Raw genomic sequence first — 23,178 nt, forward strand, 5'->3', positions numbered from 1 at the left:
TGGCCGCAAACGTATCATTGCTCGCCTGGTGACCACGCCGCTGCGCGGGCTGAACGGCGAAGATCGCCGTCAGGTTGCCGCCGAGGCACGCGAGGCTATCGCATTAGCGGCTGGGCTTCCCCTGGCGAGCAATCCACCTGAAACACCTGCCGGTCTTCCAGGCGCAATGCCGTCAGATGGCCGCCCCACAGGCAGCCGGAGTCAAGCGCCAGCAGATTCGGCGTAATTTTCAGGCCAAGCGCCGACCAATGGCCGGTCACCAGCACGCTGTCGGCGTGGGCTCGATTGGGCAGTTCGAACCAGGGAAGATGCCCATCCGGCGCGTTGGTCGTTTCGCCCTTGGTGTGGAATTCCATCACACCTTCCGGCGTACAGAAGCGCATCCTTGTCATTGCATTGACGATGACCCGCAGACGCGGCCAGCCGGTCAATTCGTCCGACCATCCAGCAGGTTCGCTGCCCCACAGGTTCAGGACGAACTCCTTGAAGGCGGAGCCTTGCAACGCAGCTTCGACTTCGCGCGCCAGTTCGCGGGCACGGGCAGCCGTCCATTGCGGCAGCAGGCCGGCATGGACCAAGCAGAAGTTGCCATCGGTGTGGCAGAGCGGTTGATGGCGCAGCCAGTCGAGCAATTCGGCGCAATCCGGCGCGTCGAAGATGGCCTGCAGCGTGTCGTCCTTGCCGCGAAATTTGGCGCCGCCTTCGGCCACCATCAGCAGGTAGAGATCGTGATTGCCCAGGACCGTGATGGCGGCATTGCCGAGTGACTTGATCAGACGCAAGGTTTCCAGCGACTTGGGGCCGCGATTGACCAGATCACCGACCAGCCAGAGCTTGTCCTGTGCCGGATCGAAGGCGCACAGCGCTAGCAGGCGCTCGAGCGAGTCGTAGCAGCCCTGGATGTCGCCGATCGCGTAGGTGGCCATTTACTCGACGGTTACTGACTTGGCCAGGTTACGTGGTTTGTCCACGTCGGTGCCTTTGACCAGCGCAGCGTGGTAGGAGAGCAACTGCAAGGGCACGACGTGCAGGATGGGCGACAGCTGGCCGTAGTGTTCGGGGAGGCGCAGGATATGGACGCCTTCCGAGGCCGGGATTTCCGAATCGGCATCGGCGAAGACGTAGAGCTCGCCACCGCGGGCGCGGACTTCCTGCAGGTTGGATTTGAGCTTTTCCAGCAGGTCGTCGTTCGGCGCTACCGAGATGACGGGCATGTTGGCATCGACCAGTGCCAGCGGGCCGTGCTTCAGTTCGCCGGCCGGGTAGGCTTCGGCGTGGATATAGGAGATTTCCTTGAGCTTCAACGCGCCTTCGAGGGCGATCGGGTAGTGGCGGCCGCGCCCAAGGAAGAGCGCATGCTGCTTGTCGGCGAACTGTTTGGCCCAGGCTTCGATATCGTTTTCCAGGCTCAGGACCTTGTGCACCGCAACCGGCAGGTGGCGCAGTTGCTCGATGAATTTTTGCTCCTGTTCGCCGCTCAGCCGGTTCTTGACCTTGGCCATGACCAGGGTGAGCAGGAAGAGGGCGGCCAACTGGGTAGTGAAGGCCTTGGTCGAGGCGACGCCGATTTCCGGGCCGGCGCGGGTGATGAAGCGCAGGGCGCATTCGCGGACGATGGCCGATTCCGGCACGTTGCAGATGGCCAGCGTTTTGGTCTGGCCAAGTGACTTGGCATGCCGCAGGGCGGCCAGGGTGTCGGCTGTTTCGCCGGACTGCGAGATGGCGACAATCAACTGACGCGGATTGGGTACCGAGATGCGATAGCGGTACTCGCTGGCAATCTCGACATTGCACGGCACGCCGGCGATGGCTTCGAGCCAGTAGCGGGCGGTATAGCCGGAGTGGCTGCTGGTGCCGCAGGCAAGAATCAGGATCGAGTCGACATCGTCGAGCAAACTGCCAGCTTCCGCGCCGAAAATGCCGGGCTGGATGCTCTTGCTGCCGCCAACGATTTCCAGCGTGTTGGCCAGGGCTTCCGGTTGTTCGAAGATTTCCTTCTGCATGTAGTGGCGGTAATTGCCGAGTTCGACGGCGGCGGCAGACAGTTGCGAGACATGCACCGGGCGCTCGACCGGTGTACCGTCGAGGCGGGCGATGCGGACGGCGGCGGGCGTCAGTTCCGCGATGTCGCCGTTTTCCAGATAGACCATGTTGCGCGTGACCTGGAGCAGGGCCGAGGCATCGGAAGCGGCGTAGTTGCCGGTGTCGGAAACGCCGAGCAGCAGCGGCGAGCCTTCGCGGGCGACGACGACCTTGTTCGGCTGGCGCTGGTCGATGACGGCGATGGCAAAGGCGCCGACCAGGCGGGTGCAGGCCAGGCGGACGGCGGTGAACAGGTCGGGCTCGCTTTTCAGCGTTGCTTCGATCAGATGGGCGATGCTTTCGGTGTCGGTATCCGAGGTAAACACATAGCCTTGGGCGCTCAGTTCGACGCGCAGGCTCTCGTAGTTCTCGATGATGCCGTTATGGACGACGGCGATGCTGCCGGAAATGTGCGGGTGGGCGTTGCGCTCGCACGGCACGCCGTGCGTGGCCCAGCGGGTATGGGCGATGCCGGTCGTGGCCTGGGTGTTGGCCGAAGAGCTTTCCAGTTCGGCGACGCGGCCGACTGAGCGCACGCGCTCGATGGCGTTGTTACCGATGACTGCCAGGCCGGCGGAGTCGTAGCCACGGTATTCCAGTTTCTTCAGGCCCTCGACGAGGACGGGAACGATGTTGTTGCCGGCTGCTGCCGCGACGATGCCGCACATGATCAGTCCTTAAACCTTGTAGTAATCGCGATACCAGGCGACGAAGCGGGCGACGCCTTCGGTGATGGGGGTGGCCGGGGCGAAGCCGACCCAGTCGTCGAGCAGTGCGGTGTCAGCGTAGGTGGCCGGCACGTCGCCATCCTGCATCGGCAGCAGGCGCTTTTCGGCGGTTTGGCCGAGTGCCTGTTCGATGGCACCGATAAAGTCGAGCAGCGGCACCGGGTCGTGGTTCCCGATGTTGAAAACGCGATAGGGCACGTTGCTGGTCGCCGGGTCGGCGGCAATGGCATCGTAGTTCGGGTTGGCGGTGGCATCCTTGTCCATCAGGCGGATGACGCCTTCGACGATATCGTCCACGTAGGTGAAGTCGCGCTTCATGTTGCCGTGGTTGAATACGTCGATCGGCCGACCTTCGAGGATGGCCTTGGTGAACAGGAAGAGCGCCATGTCCGGGCGGCCCCACGGGCCATAGACCGTAAAGAAGCGCAGGCCGGTGGTCGGCAGGCCGTACAGATGGCTGTAGGTGTGCGCCATCAGCTCGTTGGCCTTCTTGGTGGCTGCGTACAGGCTGACCGGGTGGTCGACGCTGTCATGCTCGGAGAACGGCATCTTGGTGTTGCCGCCATAGACACTGGAGCTGGAGGCATACACGAGGTGCTTGACCTTGTTGTGACGGCAGCCTTCGAGGATGTTGATGAAGCCGACCAGATTGCTATCCACGTAGGCGTGCGGATTCTGGATCGAGTAGCGGACGCCGGCCTGGGCGGCGAGGTGGATCACCTTGTCGAACTTCTCGGTGGCGAACAGTTGCTCCATGCCGGCGCGGTCAGCGACGTCGAGTTTGACGAAGCGGAAGTTGGCATGCGGCGTCAGGCGGGCCAGGCGGTTTTCCTTGAGCGAAACCTCGTAGTAGTCGTTCAGGTTGTCCAGGCCGACGACTTCGTCACCGCGCGCCAGCAGGCGCAGGGTCGTAGTCATGCCAATAAAGCCGGCGGCGCCGGTGACGAGAATCTTCATGCGGTGAGTCCTGCGCGGGAGAATGGGTTCAAGGTGCCGATTTTACCGCAGCGGCATCGGCTTTCTGCCGTTCCAGCATCTTGGCGTACTTGCTGAAGCTATTAAAACAGCCAATGGCGATGTGGATGAAACCGGGCAGGCCGTCGCGAAAGCCTTGGCGGATGAGGTAGAACTTGATGAAACGGACCAGCGGGCTGAGCGCAATGCGCCCAAAGGTGGCGCGTTTGCCGGCGGAGAGCGCCATTTCGGCGGCGAGGCTGGTGTAGCGGTTCTGCTTGGTCAGATAGCTGGCCAGGGATTCGGCGGAATCGTGCAGCAGGTCGCCGCTCAGTGTGCCGATCTCGGCCTGGGTCACCACCTTCTCATGCACGGCATCGTCCGACCAGCGCGCCTGACGGCGGTCGAACAGGCGCAGCGACCAGTCAGGGTAGCCTTCGCCATGCTTCAAGTAGCGGCCGAGGAAGCGATTGCAGCGGGCAAAGCGGAATGCTGCGGTGCACGGGGCTTTCAGGGCGTTTTCCAGACTGGCGCGCAGTTCGGGCGAAACGCGCTCGTCGGCATCGAGGCAGAGCACCCAGTCGTGCTGGGCGGCTTCGACGGCGAATTGCTTCTGCGGGCCGAACCCCAGCCACTTCTGGTGAATGACGCGGGCGCCATAGCGCTCGGCCAGCGCTATCGTGCCATCCGTGCTGCCCGAATCGACCACCAGAATCTCGTCGGCGAAGGCGGCGCTTTGCAGGCAGGCCTCAAGCTGGCTCGCGGCATTGAGCGTGATGATGACGACAGAGAGGGCTGGGCGCGGTGCGGACATTTATAATCGCGTCTTTGAAAGCCGATATTCTAGTGTAGTGTCGCACCCTCATCGACACTTAAAATCTCGTCTTTCGGGCCATGGCGGCGTTGCGAATCCGCGCGATACCAAGGGGTATCGCTGTGGTTCGCGCCTTGCCCTGACCCAAAATCCTTCAATTTTAAATGCGCCGACAAGGGTGCAACACTACACTCGCCGATGCGTCTCCTGCTCGTTAAAACTTCCTCGCTCGGCGATGTGATCCACAACTTGCCCGTCGTCACCGACATTCTTCGTCACTATTCCGAGGCGAAGATCGATTGGTGTGTCGAGGAGAGCTTTGCGGCGATCCCCAGGTTGCATCCTGGCGTTGGTCAGGTGATTCCGGTGGCGGTGCGCCGTTGGCGCAAGAAGCTATTGCAGGCGGCGACCTGGCGGGAGGTCGGCGCATTTCGTCAGGCAGTCCGACAGTGCGACTACGATCTCGTGCTCGATACTCAGGGCTTGGCCAAAAGTGCCTTTATTGCCCGTCAGGCGCGTGGGCCGCTGGCCGGATATGCCGCCGATTCGGCGCGAGAGCCGTTGGCGGCGCGTTTCTACGATCGCCATTTCAGCGTGGATAAGGCGTTGCACGCCGTCGAGCGGAATCGTCGCCTGGCTGCTGCGGCCTTGGGCTATTCCCTCGACGCAGCTGTCGATTACGGCATTACGGTTCCCGCGGGCGCGTTCGCCTGGTTGCCGGCGAAGCCCTACGTCGTCCTGCTGACGGCGACCAGCCGCGACGACAAACTCTGGCCGGAAGATCATTGGGTGGCTTTGGGCAAACAACTTGCTGAACACGGGCTGACCTGCGTCCTGCCCGGCGGCAGCGCGGTCGAACGCGAGCGGGCCGCGCGCCTGGCTGGGCAAATCCCTGGCGCCGTCGCCGCGCCACCCATGCGCATCGACGAACTGGCCAGCCTGCTGGCTGGCGCGTGCGGTGCTGTCGGCGTCGATACCGGCCTGACCCATCTTGCCGTTGCCGTAAAAACGCCGACGGTGGCGATCTACACGGCGACTGAGCCGGGATTGACCGGCGTTTATGGCGCAGGCTACCACCGCAATCTCGGCGGCAAAGCACAGGTGCCGGCCGTGGCGTCAGTGCTCTCCGAATTGCTGGAGGGGCTGTGATGGCACGCCTTGGCTACTGCCTGCTGCTCTACCTGATCACGCCGTTGATCTGGCTGCGCCTGCTGTGGCGCGGCCGCAAGCAGCCGGAATATCTGCGCAATCTCGGCGAGCGTTACGGTTTCTATTCCGGCCAAGCTCCAGGCAAACTGATCTGGGTGCATGCCGTTTCGGTCGGGGAAACACGCGCCGCACAGCCCTTGATCGAAGGGCTGCTGGCGCGCTGGCCCGAGCATCGCATCCTGCTCACCTGCATGACGCCGACCGGGCGCGAGGCTGGGCAAAGCGTCTATGGCGAGCGCGTTATCCAGGCCTATCTGCCTTACGACTATCCGGGCGCAACGGCCCGTTTTTTCGCACACTTCCGACCGGCATTCGGCGTGCTGATGGAAACGGAAATCTGGCCCAACCTATTGGCGGCCGCCAAGCGGTGCGCCATTCCGGTGGTGCTGGCCAATGCCCGCTTGTCCGAGCGTTCAGCGCGCGGTTACGGGCGATTTGGCGCGCTGGTGCGGCCGGCCTTCGCCAGCTTGACCGGCGTCGCCGCGCAGACTGCCGGGGATGGCGAGCGCATCGGTATGTTGGGTGCATCAAGGGTGGCGGTTTGCGGCAACCTGAAATTCGATGTAACGCCGCCGGCGGATAAAATTGCGCTGGGGCAATCGTGGCGCGAGGCCATCGGTCAGCGCCAGGTTTGGCTAGCCGCCAGCACGCGCGAAGGCGAGGAGCCGCTGGTGCTCGACGCCTGGGCCAAGGTCGCCCGGCCAGATGCCTTGCTGGTGTTGGTGCCGCGTCATCCGCAGCGTTTCGACGAAGTGGCGGAACTGTTGGCCAAGCGCGGCCTGCCCTTCGTTCGCCGCAGCGAAGGCCTGCCGACGGCCGAAACCCAGGTCTGGCTCGGCGACAGCATGGGCGAGATGGTGGCCTACTACTCGCTGGCCGATCTGGCCTTCATCGGCGGCAGCCTGTTGCCGCTGGGCGGGCAGAACCTGATCGAGGCGGCGGCCTGTGGTTGTCCGGTGCTGGTTGGCCCGCATACCTTCAATTTCCTGCAGGCGACGCGGGATGCCATTGAGGCGAGGGCGGCGTTACGGGTGGCGGATGCCGCCGAGCTCGCTGCTGCGGTGCACCGGCTGTTTTCGGCAAAAAACGAATTGGCGGAAATGCGGGCAGCGACGGCTAATTTCGCCGGCGCCCACCGCGGTGCGGCTGAGCGCCTGCTGGGTCTTATCGCAGATTGGTTGGGTCGAGCAGCGCGTTGATCTGCGCCACGTCGTCTTCGGACAGTGCGCCGACGGCGGCCTTCAGTCGCAGTTGGGCCATTAGCGTGTCGAATGTGGCCTTGGCCAGGTCGCGCCGAGTGACATAGACCTGGTTCTCGGCGTTCAGCACGTCGATATTGATGCGCACGCCGACTTCGTAGCCCAGCTTGTTCGATTCCAGGGCCGATTGCGACGAAACCAGGGCGGCCTTCAGCGCCTTGACCTGCGCCAGGCCATTGGCGACACCCAGGTAGTACTGGCGGGCAGCTAGGGCAGCGCTGCGCTTGGCGGCCTCCAGGCCGGATTCGGCGGCATAGCGGTTGGCGGTGGCTTCGCGCTGCTTGGATACGGTCAGGCCGCCGGCGAAGAGCGGGATGCTGACCTGCAGTCCAGCGTTGCGGTAATCGGTGTCGATGCTGGTACCGGACAGGCTGTTGTAGGACTTGGCGTAGCCGTAGTTGGCGACGGCATCGACGGTCGGATAGTGGCCGGCGCGTTGCTTGTCGACTTCACGGGCAGCGATGTCGGCATTGGCCTGTTGCACCTGTACCGACAGGCTGTCCTTTTCCGCGGCGCCAACCCAGTCGTTCATGTTGTTCGGGCTGGGCGGGGAGAGCTCGGCACCTTTGCGCAGCATGGCCAGGGCGCCGGCTTCCTTGCCGACGATGGCCTGCAGTGTGCGTTTCTTAACCTCCAGGTCGCTTTCGGCAGCAATTTCCTGGGCGGAGGCAAGATCGAAGCGGGCTTGGGCTTCGTGCGTGTCGGTGATGGTCGCGGTACCGACTTCGAAGCTCTTCTTGGCCAATTCGAGTTGCTGCGAGATGGCCTGCTTGTTGGCGCGAACGGCGGTCAGGCTTTCGTCGGCGTTAAGCACGTCGAAATAGGCCTGGGCGACGCGCAGGATCAGGTCCTGCTTGGCTTGGGCGAAGTTCGCCTCGGCTTGTGCCACCTGGATTTTTGACTGGTCGTAACCGACCCAGTTCTGCCAGCGGAACAGCGGTTGCGACAAGGTCAGCTGATAGCCGTTCGAGTTGTAGTTCGGTCGGGCGATGGTCGGGCCGTTGTGGGTCGAGATCTCGTTCTCGTTCCAGGTCGTGTTGCCGGACAGCGTCAGACTGGGCAACAAACCGGCACGGCCCTGCGGCTGCTTTTCGCGTCCGGCGTCGAGCGTGGCGCGGGCGGCGGCGAAGGTCGGGTCGTTGTCCTGCGCGTCGCGGTAGACCTGCATCAGGTCGGCGGCGTAGAGCGGGGACGAGAGTAGCGGAGCGGCGATCAGCCAGGCCAGTTTCTTCATGCTTTCCTCTAGTAACGACGCATGGTCGGGTCGACTTCGCCAGCCCAGGCGTCGACGCCGCCCATCAGGTTGAAGACGTTCGTATAACCCTTGCGTTCAAGGAACATGGCGACCTGCATGCTGCGGCCGCCGTGATGACAGATGACCACGATCTCCTGCTCCGGATCGAGGTCCTCGCATTGCATCGGCACCAGATGCATGGGGATGCATTGCGAACCTGCGATCTGGCAGAGTTCGATTTCCCAGGGCTCGCGCACGTCCAGCAGGATGGGATTGGGCCGGTTTGTGTCGGCCAGCCAGTCGGCGAGTTGGTGCGCGAGTACCTGTTTCATCAGAAAGTGAAGTTTTCCTTGGCGGCGAAACCGTCGAGCGCCGGAGCCACGGTCTCGAACAGGTTCACCGTGTTGTAAACGCCGTCAGCGGTGCAGGTGATCAGTTGGGCTTCCATGACCGGCGCTTCGCCGACGATGACAGCCATGCGGCCACCAACGCGCAATTGCTTGAGCAGGGCTTCCGGAACGGCGGGAACGGAGCCGGAAACGACGATGGCGTCGTACGGGCCGCGCTGCGACCAGCCATTCGAGCCGTCGCCGACTTCGACGGTAACGTTGTTGATGCCGGCGCGCTCGAGATTGGCAGTGGCGAAGCTGGCCAGTTCCGGGCGGCTTTCGACAGTGACCACATGCTCGGCACGGTTGGCCAGCAGGGCAGCCATGTAGCCGCTACCGGTACCAATCTCGAGAACCTTGTCGGTCTTCTTGATTGTCAGTTCCTGCAGCAGCTTGGCCTCCATCTTTGGGGCGAGCATTGCCTGGCCCTGGCCGAGCGGGATTTCCATATCGGCGAAGGCGAGGTTGCGATAGGCGGGCGGGGTGAAGTCTTCGCGCTTGACAACGAAAAGCAGGTCGAGAACCTGCGGATCCAGAACTTCCCAGGGCCGGATCTGCTGTTCGATCATGTTGAAGCGGGCTTGCTCGATATTCATGTGGGTCTCCGCAGGCATAATATTAGCACAAGCTAATATACAAGTTCCGACAAAGCTAAATTATACCTGACTCTCCTCGGGCATCGCTTTCAATCCCTGCTTCAACAGACGGATGTGAATGTCGAGATAGGCACGGGGGTCGGCGCTTTGCGACAGGCAATTTGCCAGCGAGAAGCGCCAGATCAGCAACATCAGCACGGGGGCGATGATGACGTCGATGGCCGTTTCCACATCGAGCTGCCGAAACTCGCCACTTGCCATGCCGCGACTAAGGGCGGCGCCGACCAGTTGTCGGCCGCGACTGATCACATTGTCGTGGTAGTAGCGGGCGAGTTCAGGGAAATTGCCGGCTTCCGACATGATCAGCTTGGGAATGCCGGCCAGAGTGGTCTGGCCGATTTTGGCCCACCAGTTGTCGAGCAGCTTTTCGAGCAGATCGAAGCTGCTACCGGTATGTTGTGCGGCGATCAGTTCATTTTCGGCGATTACCGGAACGATGCCTTCCTGGATCACCGCCTTGAACAAGGCTTCCTTGTTCTCGTAATAGAGGTAGAGCGTTCCCTTGGACACACCGGCGCGGGCTGCCACATCTTCGAGGCGTGCTGCGGCGTAGCCTTTTTCGACGAAGGCCTCGATGGCGGCCGCCAGCAACTCGGAGGGGCGAGCTTCCTTGCGGCGTTTGCGCGGGGTGGGGAGTGTGGACATGGGTAAGTTAATGACCGGTTGGTCATTAACTTACCATCGTCAGGAAGCGGCGGTCAACGGCCTTCCTTGATCAGACGACCGGAGGCCGGCTGGATCGGGCGGGCGTTGTTCTTGTACAGGCGGCTGAAGATGTTGATCTGGTCCTGCGAGACTTGCGCCGGCTGCTTCATGACCAGCCACAGTACGCCTTCGCTACAGGGCGGCGTGGTCAGCGAGCCCATGTAGGTGTAGTAGTTGCGCGACGCGGGTAGCAGGTTGATCGGGTCGATGGTCAGGCTGGGCGGCGACACCGACGAGTTCTTCTCGAGCGGCAGGTTGTTCCACAGCATCTGGATGAACGGATTCTCGTTGCCGCGCTCGAGCAGGACAGCGATCACCGCCAGTTGGCCGTCGTCGGATTTGTGCACCAGATGGGCAACCATGTCGAAGCGCTGGCCATTCACCTTTTCCTCGGAGGGACGGTGGAAGTGGAATTGCACCAGCTCGTAGGTCTTGCCGGTCAGGGATATCGAGCTGTCGCCCACCTCGACCTGAATCGTGTGGCCGTTGTCGATGACGCGGAAGGTGGAGGGGCGGTAGTTGAACTTGATCGGCTCCAGGTCGACCTTGATGCCGTCCTTGATGTCGATCGGTGACTGGCGTTGCCCAGTGGCGCACAGCTTGTTCTTCGGATCGAGGTTGGCCCAGTTTTCCGGGCTGCCGGCGCCTTCGTAGCTCCAGTGGATATGGGCATGTTGCAGGGCGCCTTCGGCATGCGACAGTTCGAGCATATAGCCCTCCGACTTGCCGGATTTCTTGGCTTTGGGCGCGGGGGCCGGAGTGCTATGAACGTAAACGGTGTTGGTCTTGGGGGCAGGCGCTTCCTTGACGGCGATGGGGGCAGCCGCAGGGGCGGCTTCCTTTTGTTTTTCGACGGCGGCCTTCAGGTTTGGCTTGATCGACGGAATGCCTTCACTTTCCTTGGTGGCGGCGCGCGGATTTTCCGATGTTTTTATGGCTTCAGGCTTGTCGCCTTTGGCCATTTCCTTCTTGAGCAGCGCTTCGTTGGCTTCCTTCAGTTGGCTGCCGGCTTCCTTGGCCTTTTGGACGATCTCGGCAACGTTTTCTTTTTGCGGGCGGCAGACTTCGCGCAGGACCTTGTCGTCCAGGGTGCCACTGCGCACGGGCAGTTCGGCGCCGTTGATCGATTCTTCGCGGATCGCCTCGCTTTCGTTCTTCTTGTAGATACGCTTGAGCGTCGTGGCATTGCGGGTTGCACAGTCGTAGCGGGTGATGGCTTCGATGACGCGGTAGCCTGCGCCGGACTTGCCGTCGATCAGCTCTTTTTCCAGAACGACGCGACCTTGAGCCTGCACGGTATTGCCATCACGCTTGATACTGGTGCGATCCAGTTCGATTCGTTTGCCCGGTTCGGAGGATACGGTTTGCCAGGTTGGAGCGGCGCTGGCCGCGAATGGCAGGGCGGCAAGCAAGGTTGCGATGGTCAGTAGGCGCATCTGGGGTCCCTCGTGTTTTTCTTGAAATTCCGGCACTTGTCGGATTTATTTCGGCCAATTTCTAGAAATCTTGAGTGAAAAGTGTCATTTCTTGCATTTTGCCTGTATTTCCAGTAACTTGCAGCCCTCTCGTTAGGGGTGTCCGAGCGCATAATCGGACTGAGAAATACCCTTCGAACCTGATCGGGTCATGCCGGACAGGGAAACGAATTTTCGCGCTGCGAACTTTTGTTGCTCCTTGGCCGTCTGAGCCCGCTGAACTTTCGCTTGGAGCACGCATGAACGCCAAAGACACCTTCCTCGCCGCCAACGCCCACGTCGACGAGGCCGCCATCCAGCCGCTGCCGAATTCCCGCAAGATTTATGTCGAGGGATCGCGCCCGGATATCCAGGTGCCGATGCGCGAGATCAGCCAAGCTGATACGCCGACCGGCTTCGGCGGCGAGAAGAATCCGCCGATCTTCGTTTATGACTGCTCCGGCCCCTACACCGATCCCAAGGCCAAAATCGACATTCGCAACGGCCTGCCGGCACTGCGTGCGCAGTGGATCGCCGAACGCGGCGATACCGAAGAGCTGCCCGACCTGACCTCCGAATACGGTCGCCAGCGCGCCGCCGACAAGGCGCTCGACGACCTGCGCTTCCCCGGCCTGCACCGCAAGCCGCGCCGCGCCAAGGCCGGCATGAATGTGTCGCAGATGCACTATGCGCGCAAGGGCATCATCACGCCGGAAATGGAATACGTCGCGATTCGCGAAAACCTCAATCGCGCCGCCTACCTCGAATCGCTGAAAGCGACCGGCCCGATGGGCGACAAGATGGCCAAGCTGCTTGGCCGCCAGCATCCGGGCCAGAGCTTTGGCGCCGCCATCCCGGCCGAGATTACGCCGGAGTTCGTGCGTAGCGAGGTCGCCCGTGGCCGCGCCATCATCCCGAACAACATCAACCATCCGGAAAGCGAGCCGATGATCATCGGCCGCAACTTCCTCACCAAGATCAACGCCAACATCGGCAACTCAGCGCTCGGCTCCAGCATTCAGGAAGAAGTCGAAAAAATGACCTGGTCGATCCGCTGGGGCGGCGATACGGTGATGGATCTCTCCACCGGCAAGAACATCCACGAAACGCGCGAGTGGATCATCCGCAACTCGCCCGTGCCGATCGGCACGGTGCCGATCTACCAGGCGCTGGAAAAAGTCAACGGGAAGGCCGAGGAACTGACCTGGGAAATCTTCCGCGACACGCTGATCGAGCAGGCCGAACAAGGCGTCGATTACTTCACCATCCACGCCGGCGTGCTGCTGCGCTACATCCCGATGACCGCCAACCGCATGACTGGCATCGTCAGTCGCGGCGGCTCGATCATGGCCAAGTGGTGCCTGGCGCACCACAAGGAAAGCTTCCTCTATACGAACTTCGAGGAAATCTGCGAGATCATGAAGGCCTATGACGTCGCGTTCAGCCTTGGCGACGGCCTGCGTCCCGGCTCGATCTACGACGCCAACGACGAAGCACAGCTGGGCGAATTGAAGACGCTGGGCGAGCTGACCGAGATCGCCTGGAAGCACGACGTGCAAACCATCATCGAAGGCCCGGGCCACGTGCCGATGCACCTGATCAAGGAGAACATGGACCTGCAGCTCGAATACTGCAAGGAAGCCCCGTTCTACACCCTCGGCCCGCTGACCACCGACATCGCGCCGGGCTACGACCACATCACCAGCGGTATCGGCGCCGCGATGATCGGCTGGTACGGCACGGCCATGCTCTGCTACGTCACGCCCAAGGAACACCTCGGCCTGCCGGATAAGGACGACGTCAAGGAAGGCATCATCACCTACAAGCTCGCCGCCCACGCCGCCGACCTCGCCAAGGGTCACCCGGGCGCGCAGATTCGCGACAATGCCTTGTCGAAGGCGCGCTATGAGTTCCGCTGGGACGACCAGTTCAACCTCGGCCTCGACCCAGACAAGGCGCGCGAGTTCCACGACGAGACCCTGCCCAAGGAATCGGCCAAGGTCGCCCACTTCTGCTCCATGTGCGGTCCGCACTTCTGCTCGATGAAGATCACGCAGGATGTGCGCGACTTCGCCGCCCAGCAAGGCATCGGTGAAACCGAAGCGCTGGAAAAGGGCATGGAAGCCAAATCCGTCGAATTCGTGAAAACCGGCGCGGAGATTTATCACAAGGTCTGATTGCCGGACTGATGCGTAGAAAAGCGGCCGATAACGGCCGCTTTTTGTTTGTGGCATCGGAAAATTCCCGAAGAAGCTCACTGCTGCGGTGCACTTGTCAAAATGGCGAAAAACCGGACCGCTATGCTGCATGCAATGCGTTTCGGTCTAGACTGTCGGCATGAGAAAAAACCAAGCGAGCGAACGGTGAAATCCTGGTGCAGGCTGCTGATTGGCGCCGTTTTGGCAGTGGTCGGAGCGGCGCATGGGGAAGAGGGCGCGGATAAGGGCACAGCTTTGCCGACAGAGACGGCAGTGGTGCCGGTAGTCATGCCGGAATCTTCGACGCAAGCCATAGAGCCAATGCAGGCGCCAACGATCGCGGTACCAGCTCAGAAAGTAATGCCCAAGCCGCCCAAAGTGCCGCCCAAGGCCTTGCCGCAGCGTGGTCCGGTGGGTAGGGCTGGCGTTCCGCCGAAGGCGCAGGTGGGCAACTCCGGCGAAGACAAGGCCGAAATGTCCAATCAGCAGGAAAGCGCTGCGTCGGATGGTGTACAGCCGTCCAAAGAATCGGCGATGGTGGCTCCTGCATCGGTTGAGATTCCGCAAAAATCGGAGCCCGCGATTCAGGTGGTGACGAGTGATAGTGCTTCGCCTTCGCATGACCAGTCACACGCTGGGGTGGAAACCGCTGCGCATTCGCCTGCCGACGGCGCTCCTCCTGTTGTCGCCAAGACAGTTCCGAGTAAAAACCTCCGACCGCTTACGCCAACCGCGCCCCGCCCTGGCGGGAAGGCCGTGCTGCCATCCGCCAAAGCCGGGGTTGCGTCACCCTCGGCGCCAAGCCGCTCCGATCCTCCGTCAGCCGGTGCCACGGTCGGGACGGATGCCAGTGGCGGCGAGCTGCCGGTCGATGGGGCTCGCCCGCCCGCAGAGGCTGTGCAGCAGACTGACGCCGAACCTGCTCGAGAAAAAGCGCCCTTGGCAGTCGTGCCTCCGCTAGCGCCGGTCTCGCCGGTGGAGACTGCCCCGGCTTTGGAAAAGCCGCTTGTCACCGAGGTCGGTGTGGCAGCCAGCCCAACGCAGGAAGAAGGGCCGGCACAACTTAAGGAAGCCGTGCCAACCGCCAAGGCAGCACCGAAAGCAAAGCTGCCGGTAAAACAGCCGCTCCGTCCTGTTGTCAAACCGGAGAGCAAGTTCATGGTGCCGCCGGTGATGCCCGATGTGCAGGAATCGGCGAAGCCGGCCGGGTACGAGCTCGCGCAGCCAGCGGCGGAGGCGGCGAAGGAAGAGGTAATGCCGGCTGCCAAGACCCAGGAGAGCGATGCGCCGATCAAGTTGGAGAGCGAACCGCTGCCCGCCGCGGCGTCGGCTTCGCCGCCTGAGGTTCGAATTTCGCCGCTGCCCAAGACCAAGGTTCAGGCAAAGGCAGCAGGGCGGATGCCGGCGAAGCCGGTGGAAAAGCCCTTGGCACCCAGCAATGGCATGGGGCAGGAGTTGCCGCCGATCGGGATGGAAGGGCCGCAGAAGACTCCGTCTGTCGAGCCCACTCCGCTTGAGCAAGAGCAAAGCGCCACGCCAGCGCTTAGCGAAAAGGCGAGCACCGTTGTCGAACCTGTGTCAACGCTGCAGCCGGCCGAGCCAGCGCTGCCAGCCCAGGCCACGAAGGTTCCGGGTAAGGTTGTCGGAGCGAAAGGGGCGAGCCGCTCCGCCTTGAAGCAGGCCGTTCTGGTCAACCCAGCGGCGCAGGAGCTTCCGCCTGTGACGCCTGAGGTGGTGCCGTCTGTCACGCCGCCAGTAGCGCCAGTGGAGGACATTGGGGCAGTGGCCACGCCGGAGGTGCCAGTAGCGGTTCCGGCGCCGGACTCGCCGCCTGTCCAATCCGAGACCCTGCGGCCGGCTGGCAACCCGCCCGCCAAGATCGTCGGCCCGAGAGGGCAAGGCCGTGCTGTGTTGAAGCAGCCTGTCCCGATGCCGGAACTTCCGGTGCCAACGTCGGAAGCGATCTCTCCCGTTGTTGCGGAAGTGTCGCCAACTGTGGAATCCGATGCTGCGGCGTCGCAGCCGGATGTGTCCGCGGTAGTGCCCGAGTCCGATTCGCCGCCGCCGGCGATCGTTCAGCCGCAGCCGATGGCCCCTGTGCTAAAGGCTCCGCCCAAGACGATGGGACCTAGAGGGCAAGCCAAGCCAATGCCGAAAGCGCTTGCTCCGAGCGTTGCCAAACCTGTTGTGCCGGACCCAGGCGCCCTTCCGCCGGTATCGACCGAGTCACCGACTATCGAAAGTCCAGTTGAGGAAAAGCCAAGCCCTCCGCACTCGTCGGGTGAAGTGGCGACCGCGGCACCTGGCTCGCCGAGCGAGCAGCCGCTATCCGCTGAATCCGCACCGGCTGAAGCGCCAGTGCCGGTGGTCAAGCCAGCGACCAAGGGTATGAAAGCGTCGGCCAAGCCTCAGGCCAAGACGGTGGCGAAGCCTCTGCCGGTAGTTGAGCCGGACAAGGTGGCGGAATCGACAGAGCCACCGGCTGCCGAAAGTCCGGTTGAGGAAAAGCCAAGCCCGCCGCCCTCGTCGGGTGAAGTGGCGACAACGACGCCTGGCTTGCAGAGTGAGCAGCCGCTATCCGGTGAAACCGCACCGGCTGAAGCGCCAGTGCCGGTGGTCAAACCAGCAATCAAGGGCGTGAAAGCGTCGGCCAAGCCTCAGGCCAAGGCAGTGGCGAAGCCACCGCCGGCTGTTGAGCCGGACAAGAAGGCAACGGAAGCGGCAACGGAGCCGATGGCTTCACCGATCTCGCCAGAGACGGCGACTGCCAAACCTGAGGTGCCGGAACAGATCATCGAGACGGCGCCGCTCGAGAGTGCGCCGGCTGGTGAAAAGCCGGTGGTGCCGCCGCGCGAATGGAGTCTGCTTGGCGAACTGTATTTCCCAGCGAGCGCAACCAACGGCAAGATCAGTTTGAGCCTGGAGGATGTCCGTCGGCGCGGCAGTTATTACGAAGTCTGGGAGCGCGTCGAGTTCCTGCCACGCAAGGGCGTACTTGGCTGGCTGGGCGATGCCGATGCGGCGAAGGAGCGGCTGACGCTGTGGGCGGTGCGCTGCGGCCGCGGCATGATGGCGCGCATCCTGGAGGCAACCGATGGGGCCTTCGGCCCACGGGCCGAGTCATTGAAGTTCTATGTGCCCATTCCTGCAAGTGCGGGAGCCGCCGTCGTCGAGACAGTCTGCTACACGATGCGCCAGCGTGCCGAGGCGAATGGCACGGACGAGGTGTTGGAAAGCCGTCGCTTCAAGAAGAAGATGAAGCAGACCGGCCTCGATGCGCCGCCGATGATTCTGGATGCGACGGATTTCGACGAGGAGGATGAGCCGCCGCGTCGGCGGTAGAATCCGTTCTCCTGATCTTGGGCCGGATATCGCCGGCTGATTGTTGCCATGGAATGTCGTCCCGGCTGCGGCGCCTGTTGTATCGCGCCCTCCATTTCCTCGCTGAACAAGCCGGCCGGTGTGGCTTGCCCACAACTCGATGCCGAATTGCGCTGCCAATTGTTCGGCCGGCCGGAACGCCCGGAATGCTGCGGTGGACTGCAGCCTTCGCCGGAAATGTGTGGCGAATCGCGCGAGCATGCCTTGCGTTGGCTGGCCGATCTCGAAGCGGCGACTTCGCCGCAATAGTAGAATGCGGCCTCCTTTTGCTGGCGAGCCTGCGGGCTGCATTCCATGGACCTCATTCTTCTGCTCAAGGCCCTGATCCTCGGGATCGTCGAGGGGCTGACCGAATTCCTGCCGATCTCGTCGACCGGTCATTTGATTCTGGCGGGCGATCTGTTGGATTTCAACGACGATCGCGGCAAGTTGTTCGAAATTGTCATCCAGTCCGGCGCCATTCTGGCCGTGGTTTGGGAATATCGCGAGCGGATTGCCCGCGTCCTGACCGGCCTCGGTCGTGATCACCTGGCCAACCGCCTGGTACTGAACCTGGCTATCGCCTTCATGCCGCTGGCCGTGCTCGGTCTGTTGTTCAAGAAGGCCATCGAGGCGCATCTGTTCAAGCCGGTGCCTGTCGCCATCGCTTTCATCGTCGGCGCCTTCGTCATCATCTGGGCTGAGCGGCGCGAGCATCGCATCCGGGTAGAGACGGTCGATGACATGAGCCCGCTCGATGCGCTGAAGCTCGGTCTGGCCCAGGCCGCCGCGCTGATTCCCGGCACCTCGCGCTCGGGGGCGACCATCATCGGCGGCCTGCTGTTCGGCTTGTCGCGTAAGGCGGCGACGGAATTTTCCTTCTTCCTGGCCATTCCGACCCTGTTCGCGGCTACCGCCTACAACCTGTACAAGGAGCGCGCGCTGCTCAACGCCGACGACCTTGGCATGTGGGCAGTCGGCTTCGTTTCGGCCTTCGTGTCTGCCTTCCTGTGCGTGCGCTGGCTGCTGCGCTACGTCTCCAGCCACGATTTCGTTCCCTTCGCCTGGTATCGCATCGCCTTCGGCATTGTCGTGCTGGCCACCTGGCACTTCGGTTGGGTTGAATGGACGGCGCACTGAGCTCGCCGGCCATCGTTTATCTGCACGGCTTCTGCTCGTCGCCGGCGGGCTGGAAGTCGCGGCTGATGGCCGAGGAAATGGCGCGGCGCGAGTTGGCTGACCACTTCGTCTGCCCAGCATTGTCGCCGGTGCCGGAGCAGGCGATGGCCGACGTGTCGGCGCTGATCGAGCCGCTAGTGGCAGCGGGCGGACGGATTACGCTGGTTGGCTCCTCGCTCGGCGGGCATTACGCCAACCATCTGGCCGAGAAATACGGCCTGAATGCCGTGCTGATCAACCCTGCTGCGGTGCACAGCCTGAATTTGGCAAAATTCATCGGCGATCACGCCAATTTCCATAGCGGCGAGCGTTTCACCTTCACGCCGGAACACGCCGAGCAATTGCGACGACAAGTCAGTCGGCCGACTCGCTCGCGTTACTGGGTGCTGCTGGAGACTGGTGACGAAGTGCTCGACTACCATCAAGCCCAGCAGTTCTATGCCGGTTGCCGCCAGGATGTGCTCGAGGGCGGTGATCACAGCTTCACGCATTTTCCCGAATACATCCCGCAAATACTTGAATTTGCTGGGCTATAATCCGCCGATGAACGTATTGTTTGAAGAAGACGGCGGCTTCAAGGCCGGCAGCATCATGACCGACAACGACAGCTCGTTGCAGGTCGAATTGCCTACGGGCAAGCGTAGCAAGATCAAGGCGGCAACCGTGTTGCTGCGTTTCGAAAAGCCTTCGGCTGCGGCACTGCTCGAGCAGGCGACACCGCTGGCGGAAGAGATCGAACCGGATTTCCTGTGGGAGTGCGTGAACGATGGCGAATTTTCGTTTCTGGATTTTGCCCGTGATTACTACGGACACGACCCCGCTCCGGTCGAAGCGACGGCGGTGCTGCTTGCCCTGCACGCCGCGCCCGTCTATTTCCACCGCAAAGGCAAGGGCCGCTTCAAAAAGGCTCCAGCCGACATTCTCGCAGCTGCTCTGGCCAGTCTTGAAAAAAAGCGTCAGCAAGCGCTCGCGATAGAAGGCTGGATCGCCGACCTGAAGGCTTTCCGCCTGCCGGCCGAGATCGCGCCGCTGACCGATGCGCTGCTCTACGCGCCGGACCGCAACAAACCCGAAACCAAGGCTTTCGAAACGGCCTGCGCCGAAACCGGGCTGACCGCGCCGCAACTGCTGCTCAAGTGCGGTGCCATCAAGTCGGCCTACTACCTGCACTACAAACGCTTTCTGCACGAGCAGTTCCCGAAGGGCACGGGCTTCCCCAATCTCGAAGCGCCGGGCCTGCCGACCGATCTGCCGAAGGCCGAGGTGCGTGCCTTCTCCATCGACGACGCCAACACCACCGAGATCGACGACGCCTTGTCGGTCACCTGGCTGCCCGGCATCGGCACCCGCATCGGCATACACATCGCCGCGCCGGGTTTGGCCATCGAGCATGGTTCGCCGCTCGACGGCGTGGCCCGCGCCCGTCTGTCGACGGTCTACATGCCGGGCAACAAGATCACCATGCTGCCCGACGCCGTGGTGCAGAACTACACGCTGGCTGGCGGCGTCGATTGCCCGGCGGTGTCGCTCTATCTGACGGTTAACGACACGTTCGAGATCGTTTCGCACGAATCGCGCGTCGAAATGGTGCACATCGCCGCCAATTTGCGTCATCACGAAGTCGAACCCTGGTTCAACGCGGAAACCGTGGGCGGGGCGCTACCTGACCAGCCGTTCGCCAAGGAATTGCTGCATCTGTGGCACTTCGCCAACGCTTGCGAAGGTCGGCGCGGCAAGCCGTCTGCCGTGCAGGGCGTGAACGACTACAACTTCGCCATCGTCGGCGATCTGGCCGATCCGGAAACCTGCACGGTCGAAATCTCCGAGCGCAAGCGGGGTAGCCCACTCGACAAGCTGGTCGCCGAACTCATGATCGTCGCCAATTCGACCTGGGGGGGCTTGCTGGCCGAACATAACGTTGCTTGCCTGTACCGCGCGCAGACGCAGGGCAAGGTGCGCATGACGACCTCGCCGCTGCCACACGAAGGACTCGGTGTGCCGCAATACGCCTGGATGACCTCGCCGTTGCGCCGCTATTGCGATCTGGTCAACCAATGGCAACTGATTGCCTGCCTGAAGGGCGAAACCCCTGCCTTTGCGCAGAAATCGGCCGAGTTGTTCGCTGCCATGCGCGACTTTGAGGTGACTTACGGCAGCTATGCCGACTTCCAGCGCATGATGGAACGCTACTGGTGTCTGCGCTGGCTGCAGCAGCACGGCGTCAGCGAAATCGACGCCACCGTGCGCCGCGAGCAACTGGTCAAGCTCGACCATCTGCCGTTGATGTTGCGCGTGCCGTCGCTGCCGGCCGATCTGGCGCCGGGCCAGCGCGTGCATCTGGCCATCGAAGAAATCGACTTGCTCGGCCCCGAGCTGACCTGCCGCTTCCTGAGCCTGCTCGGCGAGTGCGAGGTGGCCGAAGCCCTGGAGGAGGAAGCGCAGTGAGCAACGCCGCCGCCCTGAACTGGCAGCCGACGATTCCCGACAACCGCCGCATGTGGATGGCGATCGGCATTTCGCTGCTATTCCACGGCTTGCTGATGATGCTGCACTTCCAGTTTCCCGATGCTTCGAAGGCCATGCGCGAAAAAGCTCTCGACATCATCCTGGTGAATGCCAAATCCGCCCGCAAGCCGAGCGACGCCCAGGCCCTGGCCCAGGCCAATCTCGATGGCGGTGGTAATACCGAGGAAGACCGCCGTGCCAAGACGCCGCTGCCGCCGACCAAACAGAATACCGCCGGTGACGAAGTGCAGCAGGCGCAACGCCGTGTGCAGGAACTGGAAGCCGCCCAGCGCAAGATGCTGACCCAGGCCAAGAGCCTGCGCACGGTAGCCAGCACGCCGACGGCCAGTGAGCAACCGACGCCGGCGCCCAACGTCAGTGGCATGGACCTGCTCGAGTCGGCCAAAGCCATGGCTCGCCTGGAGGGCGAAATCAACCGGATGAGCGATGAGTACAGCCGGAAGCCGCGCAAGAAATTCGTCGGTGCCCGCGCCGAGGAATACGGCCTGGCAGCTTACCTCGATGCCTGGAAGAACAAGATCGAGCGCATCGGCACCTTGAACTACCCGGAAGAAGCGCGCGGCAAGTTGTACGGTTCGGTCGTGCTCTTCGTCGAACTGCGCGTCGAAGATGGCAGCCTGTACAACGTCGAGGTTTCCCGCTCCTCGGGCCACAAGGTGCTCGATCAGGCGGCGCTACGTATCCTGCGCATGTCGGCGCCGTTCGGCCCGGTGCCGCGCGAGCCGATGAGCGGTGCCACCGTGCTTTCGTTTGCCCGTACCTGGTATTTCACCCAAGGCGATGCCTTGAGCACCGGCAAGGGGCAATAGATGTTCCGGCTGCGGCCGCCGAACTGAATTTTCTAGCGCTCAAGACCATGTCCGACCTCTACGCCGTTTTCGGCAATCCCATCGCCCATTCCAAGTCGCCGCAGATTCACGCCGCTTTCGCTACAGCCAGCGGGCAGGATCTCGTTTACGAGGCCCGCCTGGCGCCGGTCGGCGAGTTTGCGCCGGCAGTGGCTGAGTTTGTCGCGGCTGGCGGCAAAGGGGCGAATGTCACGGTGCCGTTCAAGGAAGATGCCTACCGGCTGGCAACCCGACTTTCCGAGCGGGCAGCACGGGCCGGGGCGGTCAATACGCTGAGTTTTGCCGCGGGCGAAATCGTCGGCGACAACACCGACGGCGCTGGCCTGGTGCGCGACATCACGCACAACCTGCACACTCCGCTGGCCGGCAAGCGCATTCTGCTCTTGGGTGCTGGCGGCGCGGCGCGCGGCGTTATCGCCCCCCTGCTCGCCGGTCAGCCGGTCAGCCTGCACATCGCCAACCGAACTGCCGACAAGGCCGAGGCCCTGGCGGCGGCATTTTCCGACATGGCTGCGGTGCACGGCGGAAATTACGAAAAATTGTCCGGCCAGCAATTCGACCTGATCATCAATGCCACTTCGGCCAGCCTGGCGGGCGCCAGTCTGCCCTTGCCGGTCGGTCTTTTCGCGCCGGGCAGCCTGGCCTACGACATGATGTACGGCAAGGGCGACACACCCTTCATGGCATTGGCCCGTGCCCAGGGTGCGGCACAGGTGGCCGACGGTCTCGGCATGCTGGTCGAACAGGCGGCCGAAGCCTTTTTCGTCTGGCGCGGTGTACGGCCCGAAACCGCTGGCGTCCTGGCGCAGTTGCGCGCTGCGCTGGCCGGATGAGAACGCTCGGACGCTGGCTGAAGCGCGGGCTGTTGCTCGTGCTCGGCCTCTTCCTGCTGTGGCAGCTGTGGCTGCTGGGCTGGGTGCTATTTTGGGGCTGGGTCAATCCGGGAACGACGCGCTTCATGGAAATCCGCCTGACCGAGTTGCGCCAGAAGGTGCCGAACGCCCAGTTGCAGCAACAATGGCTGCCCTACGAGCGAATTTCGCCGCATCTGAAGCGGGCGATCATCGCGGCCGAAGACGCCAAGTTCGTCGATCATGAAGGCTTCGACTGGGAAGGTATCCAGAAAGCCATCGAAAAGAACCAGAAGAAAGGTCGCTTTGTTGCCGGCGGCTCGACCATCAGCCAGCAACTGGCCAAGAATCTTTTCCTGACGCCGAACAAGTCCTACTTCCGCAAGGCCGAGGAGGCGATCATCACCTTGATGCTGGAGACGCTGTGGAGCAAGCGGCGCATCTTCGAGGTCTATCTGAACGTGATTGAATGGGGTAACGGCATTTTCGGTGCCGAGGCGGCGGCGCGTCACTATTACGGCATCAGTGCCGCCCAACTCGGGCCGGAACAGGCGGCCCGTCTGGCCGGCATGGTGCCCAATCCGCGCTACTACGACCGTAACCGGGGGGCGCCCGGTTTGGGCAAGAAGACGGCCATCATTCTGGGCCGCATGCCGGCGGCCGAACTGCCCTGAACAACGCCCCGGATTGGGGAAATCCACAGGCCAAATTGTCCCGACGGGCGCACTGTCG

Annotated in this window: 20 protein-coding genes and 1 riboswitch; of the genes, 11 read left to right on the plus strand and 9 right to left on the minus strand. The window is 62.6% G+C overall.

Features of this window, described 5'->3' with window-relative positions:
• Nucleotides 1-95 precede the first annotated feature (95 nt).
• The 4 genes from WIF35_RS13285 to WIF35_RS13300 are packed head-to-tail and all read right to left on the minus strand — an operon-like array spanning nt 96 to nt 4,578.
• Nucleotides 96-926 (minus strand): symmetrical bis(5'-nucleosyl)-tetraphosphatase, encoded by an 831-nt coding sequence (locus tag WIF35_RS13285; protein WP_412478697.1) that lies wholly within the window; start codon nt 924-926, stop codon nt 96-98.
• On the minus strand, nt 927-2,750 hold the full coding sequence (gene glmS, locus WIF35_RS13290) for a glutamine--fructose-6-phosphate transaminase (isomerizing) (RefSeq protein ID WP_412478698.1): 1,824 nt from the start codon (nt 2,748-2,750) through the stop codon (nt 927-929). It abuts the gene before it with no gap.
• Nucleotides 2,751-2,759: 9 nt separating this feature from the next.
• On the minus strand, nt 2,760-3,767 hold the full coding sequence (locus WIF35_RS13295) for an NAD-dependent epimerase (RefSeq protein WP_412478699.1): 1,008 nt from the start codon (nt 3,765-3,767) through the stop codon (nt 2,760-2,762).
• 28 nt (nt 3,768-3,795) lie between these two features.
• Complete coding sequence (locus WIF35_RS13300) at nt 3,796-4,578, minus strand: glycosyltransferase family 2 protein (protein WP_412478700.1); 783 nt, start codon at nt 4,576-4,578, stop codon at nt 3,796-3,798.
• A 198-nt stretch (nt 4,579-4,776) separates the two neighbouring features.
• Between WIF35_RS13300 and waaC the strand changes: the two genes are divergently transcribed.
• Both waaC and waaA read left to right on the plus strand, forming a co-directional pair.
• A complete protein-coding gene (gene waaC, locus WIF35_RS13305; RefSeq protein WP_412478701.1) occupies nt 4,777-5,727 on the plus strand; it encodes a lipopolysaccharide heptosyltransferase I in 951 nt (316 codons plus the stop codon).
• Complete coding sequence (waaA, locus tag WIF35_RS13310) at nt 5,724-6,986, plus strand: lipid IV(A) 3-deoxy-D-manno-octulosonic acid transferase (protein ID WP_412478702.1); 1,263 nt, start codon at nt 5,724-5,726, stop codon at nt 6,984-6,986. The genes waaC and waaA overlap by 4 nt, the downstream gene beginning before the upstream one ends.
• On the opposite strand, the gene WIF35_RS13315 is transcribed toward waaA, so the two are convergent.
• The 5 genes from WIF35_RS13315 to WIF35_RS13335 are packed head-to-tail and all read right to left on the minus strand — an operon-like array spanning nt 6,952 to nt 11,466.
• Complete coding sequence (locus WIF35_RS13315) at nt 6,952-8,280, minus strand: TolC family outer membrane protein (protein WP_412478703.1); 1,329 nt, start codon at nt 8,278-8,280, stop codon at nt 6,952-6,954. The two genes, waaA and WIF35_RS13315, sit on opposite strands and share 35 nt — an antisense overlap.
• Before the next feature lie 8 nt (nt 8,281-8,288).
• Complete coding sequence (locus tag WIF35_RS13320) at nt 8,289-8,612, minus strand: rhodanese-like domain-containing protein (protein ID WP_412478704.1); 324 nt, start codon at nt 8,610-8,612, stop codon at nt 8,289-8,291.
• Nucleotides 8,612-9,265, minus strand: coding sequence for a protein-L-isoaspartate O-methyltransferase family protein (locus tag WIF35_RS13325; RefSeq protein WP_412478705.1), 654 nt, complete (start codon nt 9,263-9,265; stop codon nt 8,612-8,614). Before WIF35_RS13325 ends, WIF35_RS13320 begins: the two co-directional genes overlap by 1 nt.
• A gap of 60 nt (nt 9,266-9,325) precedes the next feature.
• Nucleotides 9,326-9,970, minus strand: coding sequence for a TetR/AcrR family transcriptional regulator (locus tag WIF35_RS13330; RefSeq protein ID WP_412478706.1), 645 nt, complete (start codon nt 9,968-9,970; stop codon nt 9,326-9,328).
• Between the two features lie 53 nt (nt 9,971-10,023).
• Nucleotides 10,024-11,466: a carbonic anhydrase gene (locus WIF35_RS13335; protein ID WP_412478707.1), complete on the minus strand. Its 1,443-nt coding sequence runs from the start codon at nt 11,464-11,466 to the stop codon at nt 10,024-10,026.
• A gap of 124 nt (nt 11,467-11,590) precedes the next feature.
• A riboswitch (TPP riboswitch) is annotated at nt 11,591-11,687 on the plus strand.
• 57 nt (nt 11,688-11,744) lie between these two features.
• On the opposite strand from WIF35_RS13335, the gene thiC reads away from it, so the two are divergent.
• The 9 genes from thiC to mtgA all read left to right on the plus strand — a co-directional run bounded on the left by thiC (nt 11,745) and on the right by mtgA (nt 23,120).
• A complete protein-coding gene (gene thiC / locus WIF35_RS13340) occupies nt 11,745-13,661 on the plus strand; it encodes a phosphomethylpyrimidine synthase ThiC (RefSeq protein ID WP_412478708.1) in 1,917 nt (638 codons plus the stop codon).
• A 381-nt stretch (nt 13,662-14,042) separates the two neighbouring features.
• On the plus strand, nt 14,043-17,024 hold the full coding sequence (locus WIF35_RS13345; protein ID WP_412478709.1) for a hypothetical protein: 2,982 nt from the start codon (nt 14,043-14,045) through the stop codon (nt 17,022-17,024).
• A gap of 48 nt (nt 17,025-17,072) precedes the next feature.
• The gene (locus WIF35_RS13350) at nt 17,073-17,312 is read left to right on the plus strand and encodes a YkgJ family cysteine cluster protein (protein WP_412478710.1); all 240 of its coding nucleotides are present in this window, start codon (nt 17,073-17,075) and stop codon (nt 17,310-17,312) included.
• Nucleotides 17,313-17,357: 45 nt separating this feature from the next.
• On the plus strand, nt 17,358-18,182 hold the full coding sequence (locus WIF35_RS13355; protein WP_412478711.1) for an undecaprenyl-diphosphate phosphatase: 825 nt from the start codon (nt 17,358-17,360) through the stop codon (nt 18,180-18,182).
• Nucleotides 18,167-18,757 (plus strand): YqiA/YcfP family alpha/beta fold hydrolase, encoded by a 591-nt coding sequence (locus tag WIF35_RS13360; protein ID WP_412478712.1) that lies wholly within the window; start codon nt 18,167-18,169, stop codon nt 18,755-18,757. The genes WIF35_RS13355 and WIF35_RS13360 overlap by 16 nt, the downstream gene beginning before the upstream one ends.
• A gap of 7 nt (nt 18,758-18,764) precedes the next feature.
• Nucleotides 18,765-20,666, plus strand: coding sequence for a ribonuclease catalytic domain-containing protein (locus WIF35_RS13365; protein WP_412478713.1), 1,902 nt, complete (start codon nt 18,765-18,767; stop codon nt 20,664-20,666).
• The gene (locus WIF35_RS13370) at nt 20,663-21,556 is read left to right on the plus strand and encodes an energy transducer TonB (RefSeq protein ID WP_412478714.1); all 894 of its coding nucleotides are present in this window, start codon (nt 20,663-20,665) and stop codon (nt 21,554-21,556) included. Before WIF35_RS13365 ends, WIF35_RS13370 begins: the two co-directional genes overlap by 4 nt.
• A 47-nt stretch (nt 21,557-21,603) precedes the next feature.
• Nucleotides 21,604-22,428 carry a shikimate dehydrogenase gene (gene aroE, locus WIF35_RS13375; RefSeq protein ID WP_412478715.1) on the plus strand — a complete coding sequence of 275 codons (825 nt, stop codon included), beginning with the start codon at nt 21,604-21,606 and terminating at the stop codon, nt 22,426-22,428.
• A complete protein-coding gene (gene mtgA / locus WIF35_RS13380) occupies nt 22,425-23,120 on the plus strand; it encodes a monofunctional biosynthetic peptidoglycan transglycosylase (RefSeq protein ID WP_412478716.1) in 696 nt (231 codons plus the stop codon). Before aroE ends, mtgA begins: the two co-directional genes overlap by 4 nt.
• The last annotated feature ends 58 nt before the right edge of the window (nt 23,121-23,178 follow it).

This window comes from Azonexus sp. IMCC34839 (genome assembly GCF_047047955.1).
GTDB lineage: Bacteria > Pseudomonadota > Gammaproteobacteria > Burkholderiales > Rhodocyclaceae > Azonexus.

Excerpts from the sequence above, each read along its gene's own strand:
- WIF35_RS13285 (WP_412478697.1), bottom strand. The coding sequence starts at position 926 with ATGGCCACCTACGCGATCGGCGACATCCAGGGCTGCTACGACTCGCTC.
- glmS (WP_412478698.1), bottom strand. The coding sequence starts at position 2,750 with ATGTGCGGCATCGTCGCGGCAGCAGCCGGCAACAACATCGTTCCCGTC.
- WIF35_RS13295 (WP_412478699.1), bottom strand. The coding sequence starts at position 3,767 with ATGAAGATTCTCGTCACCGGCGCCGCCGGCTTTATTGGCATGACTACG.
- WIF35_RS13300 (WP_412478700.1), bottom strand. The coding sequence starts at position 4,578 with ATGTCCGCACCGCGCCCAGCCCTCTCTGTCGTCATCATCACGCTCAAT.
- waaC (WP_412478701.1), top strand. The coding sequence starts at position 4,777 with ATGCGTCTCCTGCTCGTTAAAACTTCCTCGCTCGGCGATGTGATCCAC.
- WIF35_RS13315 (WP_412478703.1), bottom strand. The coding sequence starts at position 8,280 with ATGAAGAAACTGGCCTGGCTGATCGCCGCTCCGCTACTCTCGTCCCCG.
- WIF35_RS13320 (WP_412478704.1), bottom strand. The coding sequence starts at position 8,612 with ATGAAACAGGTACTCGCGCACCAACTCGCCGACTGGCTGGCCGACACA.
- WIF35_RS13325 (WP_412478705.1), bottom strand. The coding sequence starts at position 9,265 with ATGAATATCGAGCAAGCCCGCTTCAACATGATCGAACAGCAGATCCGG.
- WIF35_RS13330 (WP_412478706.1), bottom strand. The coding sequence starts at position 9,970 with ATGTCCACACTCCCCACCCCGCGCAAACGCCGCAAGGAAGCTCGCCCC.
- WIF35_RS13335 (WP_412478707.1), bottom strand. The coding sequence starts at position 11,466 with ATGCGCCTACTGACCATCGCAACCTTGCTTGCCGCCCTGCCATTCGCG.
- thiC (WP_412478708.1), top strand. The coding sequence starts at position 11,745 with ATGAACGCCAAAGACACCTTCCTCGCCGCCAACGCCCACGTCGACGAG.
- WIF35_RS13345 (WP_412478709.1), top strand. The coding sequence starts at position 14,043 with ATGCCCAAGCCGCCCAAAGTGCCGCCCAAGGCCTTGCCGCAGCGTGGT.
- WIF35_RS13350 (WP_412478710.1), top strand. The coding sequence starts at position 17,073 with ATGGAATGTCGTCCCGGCTGCGGCGCCTGTTGTATCGCGCCCTCCATT.
- WIF35_RS13355 (WP_412478711.1), top strand. The coding sequence starts at position 17,358 with ATGGACCTCATTCTTCTGCTCAAGGCCCTGATCCTCGGGATCGTCGAG.
- WIF35_RS13360 (WP_412478712.1), top strand. The coding sequence starts at position 18,167 with ATGGACGGCGCACTGAGCTCGCCGGCCATCGTTTATCTGCACGGCTTC.
- WIF35_RS13365 (WP_412478713.1), top strand. The coding sequence starts at position 18,765 with ATGAACGTATTGTTTGAAGAAGACGGCGGCTTCAAGGCCGGCAGCATC.
- aroE (WP_412478715.1), top strand. The coding sequence starts at position 21,604 with ATGTCCGACCTCTACGCCGTTTTCGGCAATCCCATCGCCCATTCCAAG.
- mtgA (WP_412478716.1), top strand. The coding sequence starts at position 22,425 with ATGAGAACGCTCGGACGCTGGCTGAAGCGCGGGCTGTTGCTCGTGCTC.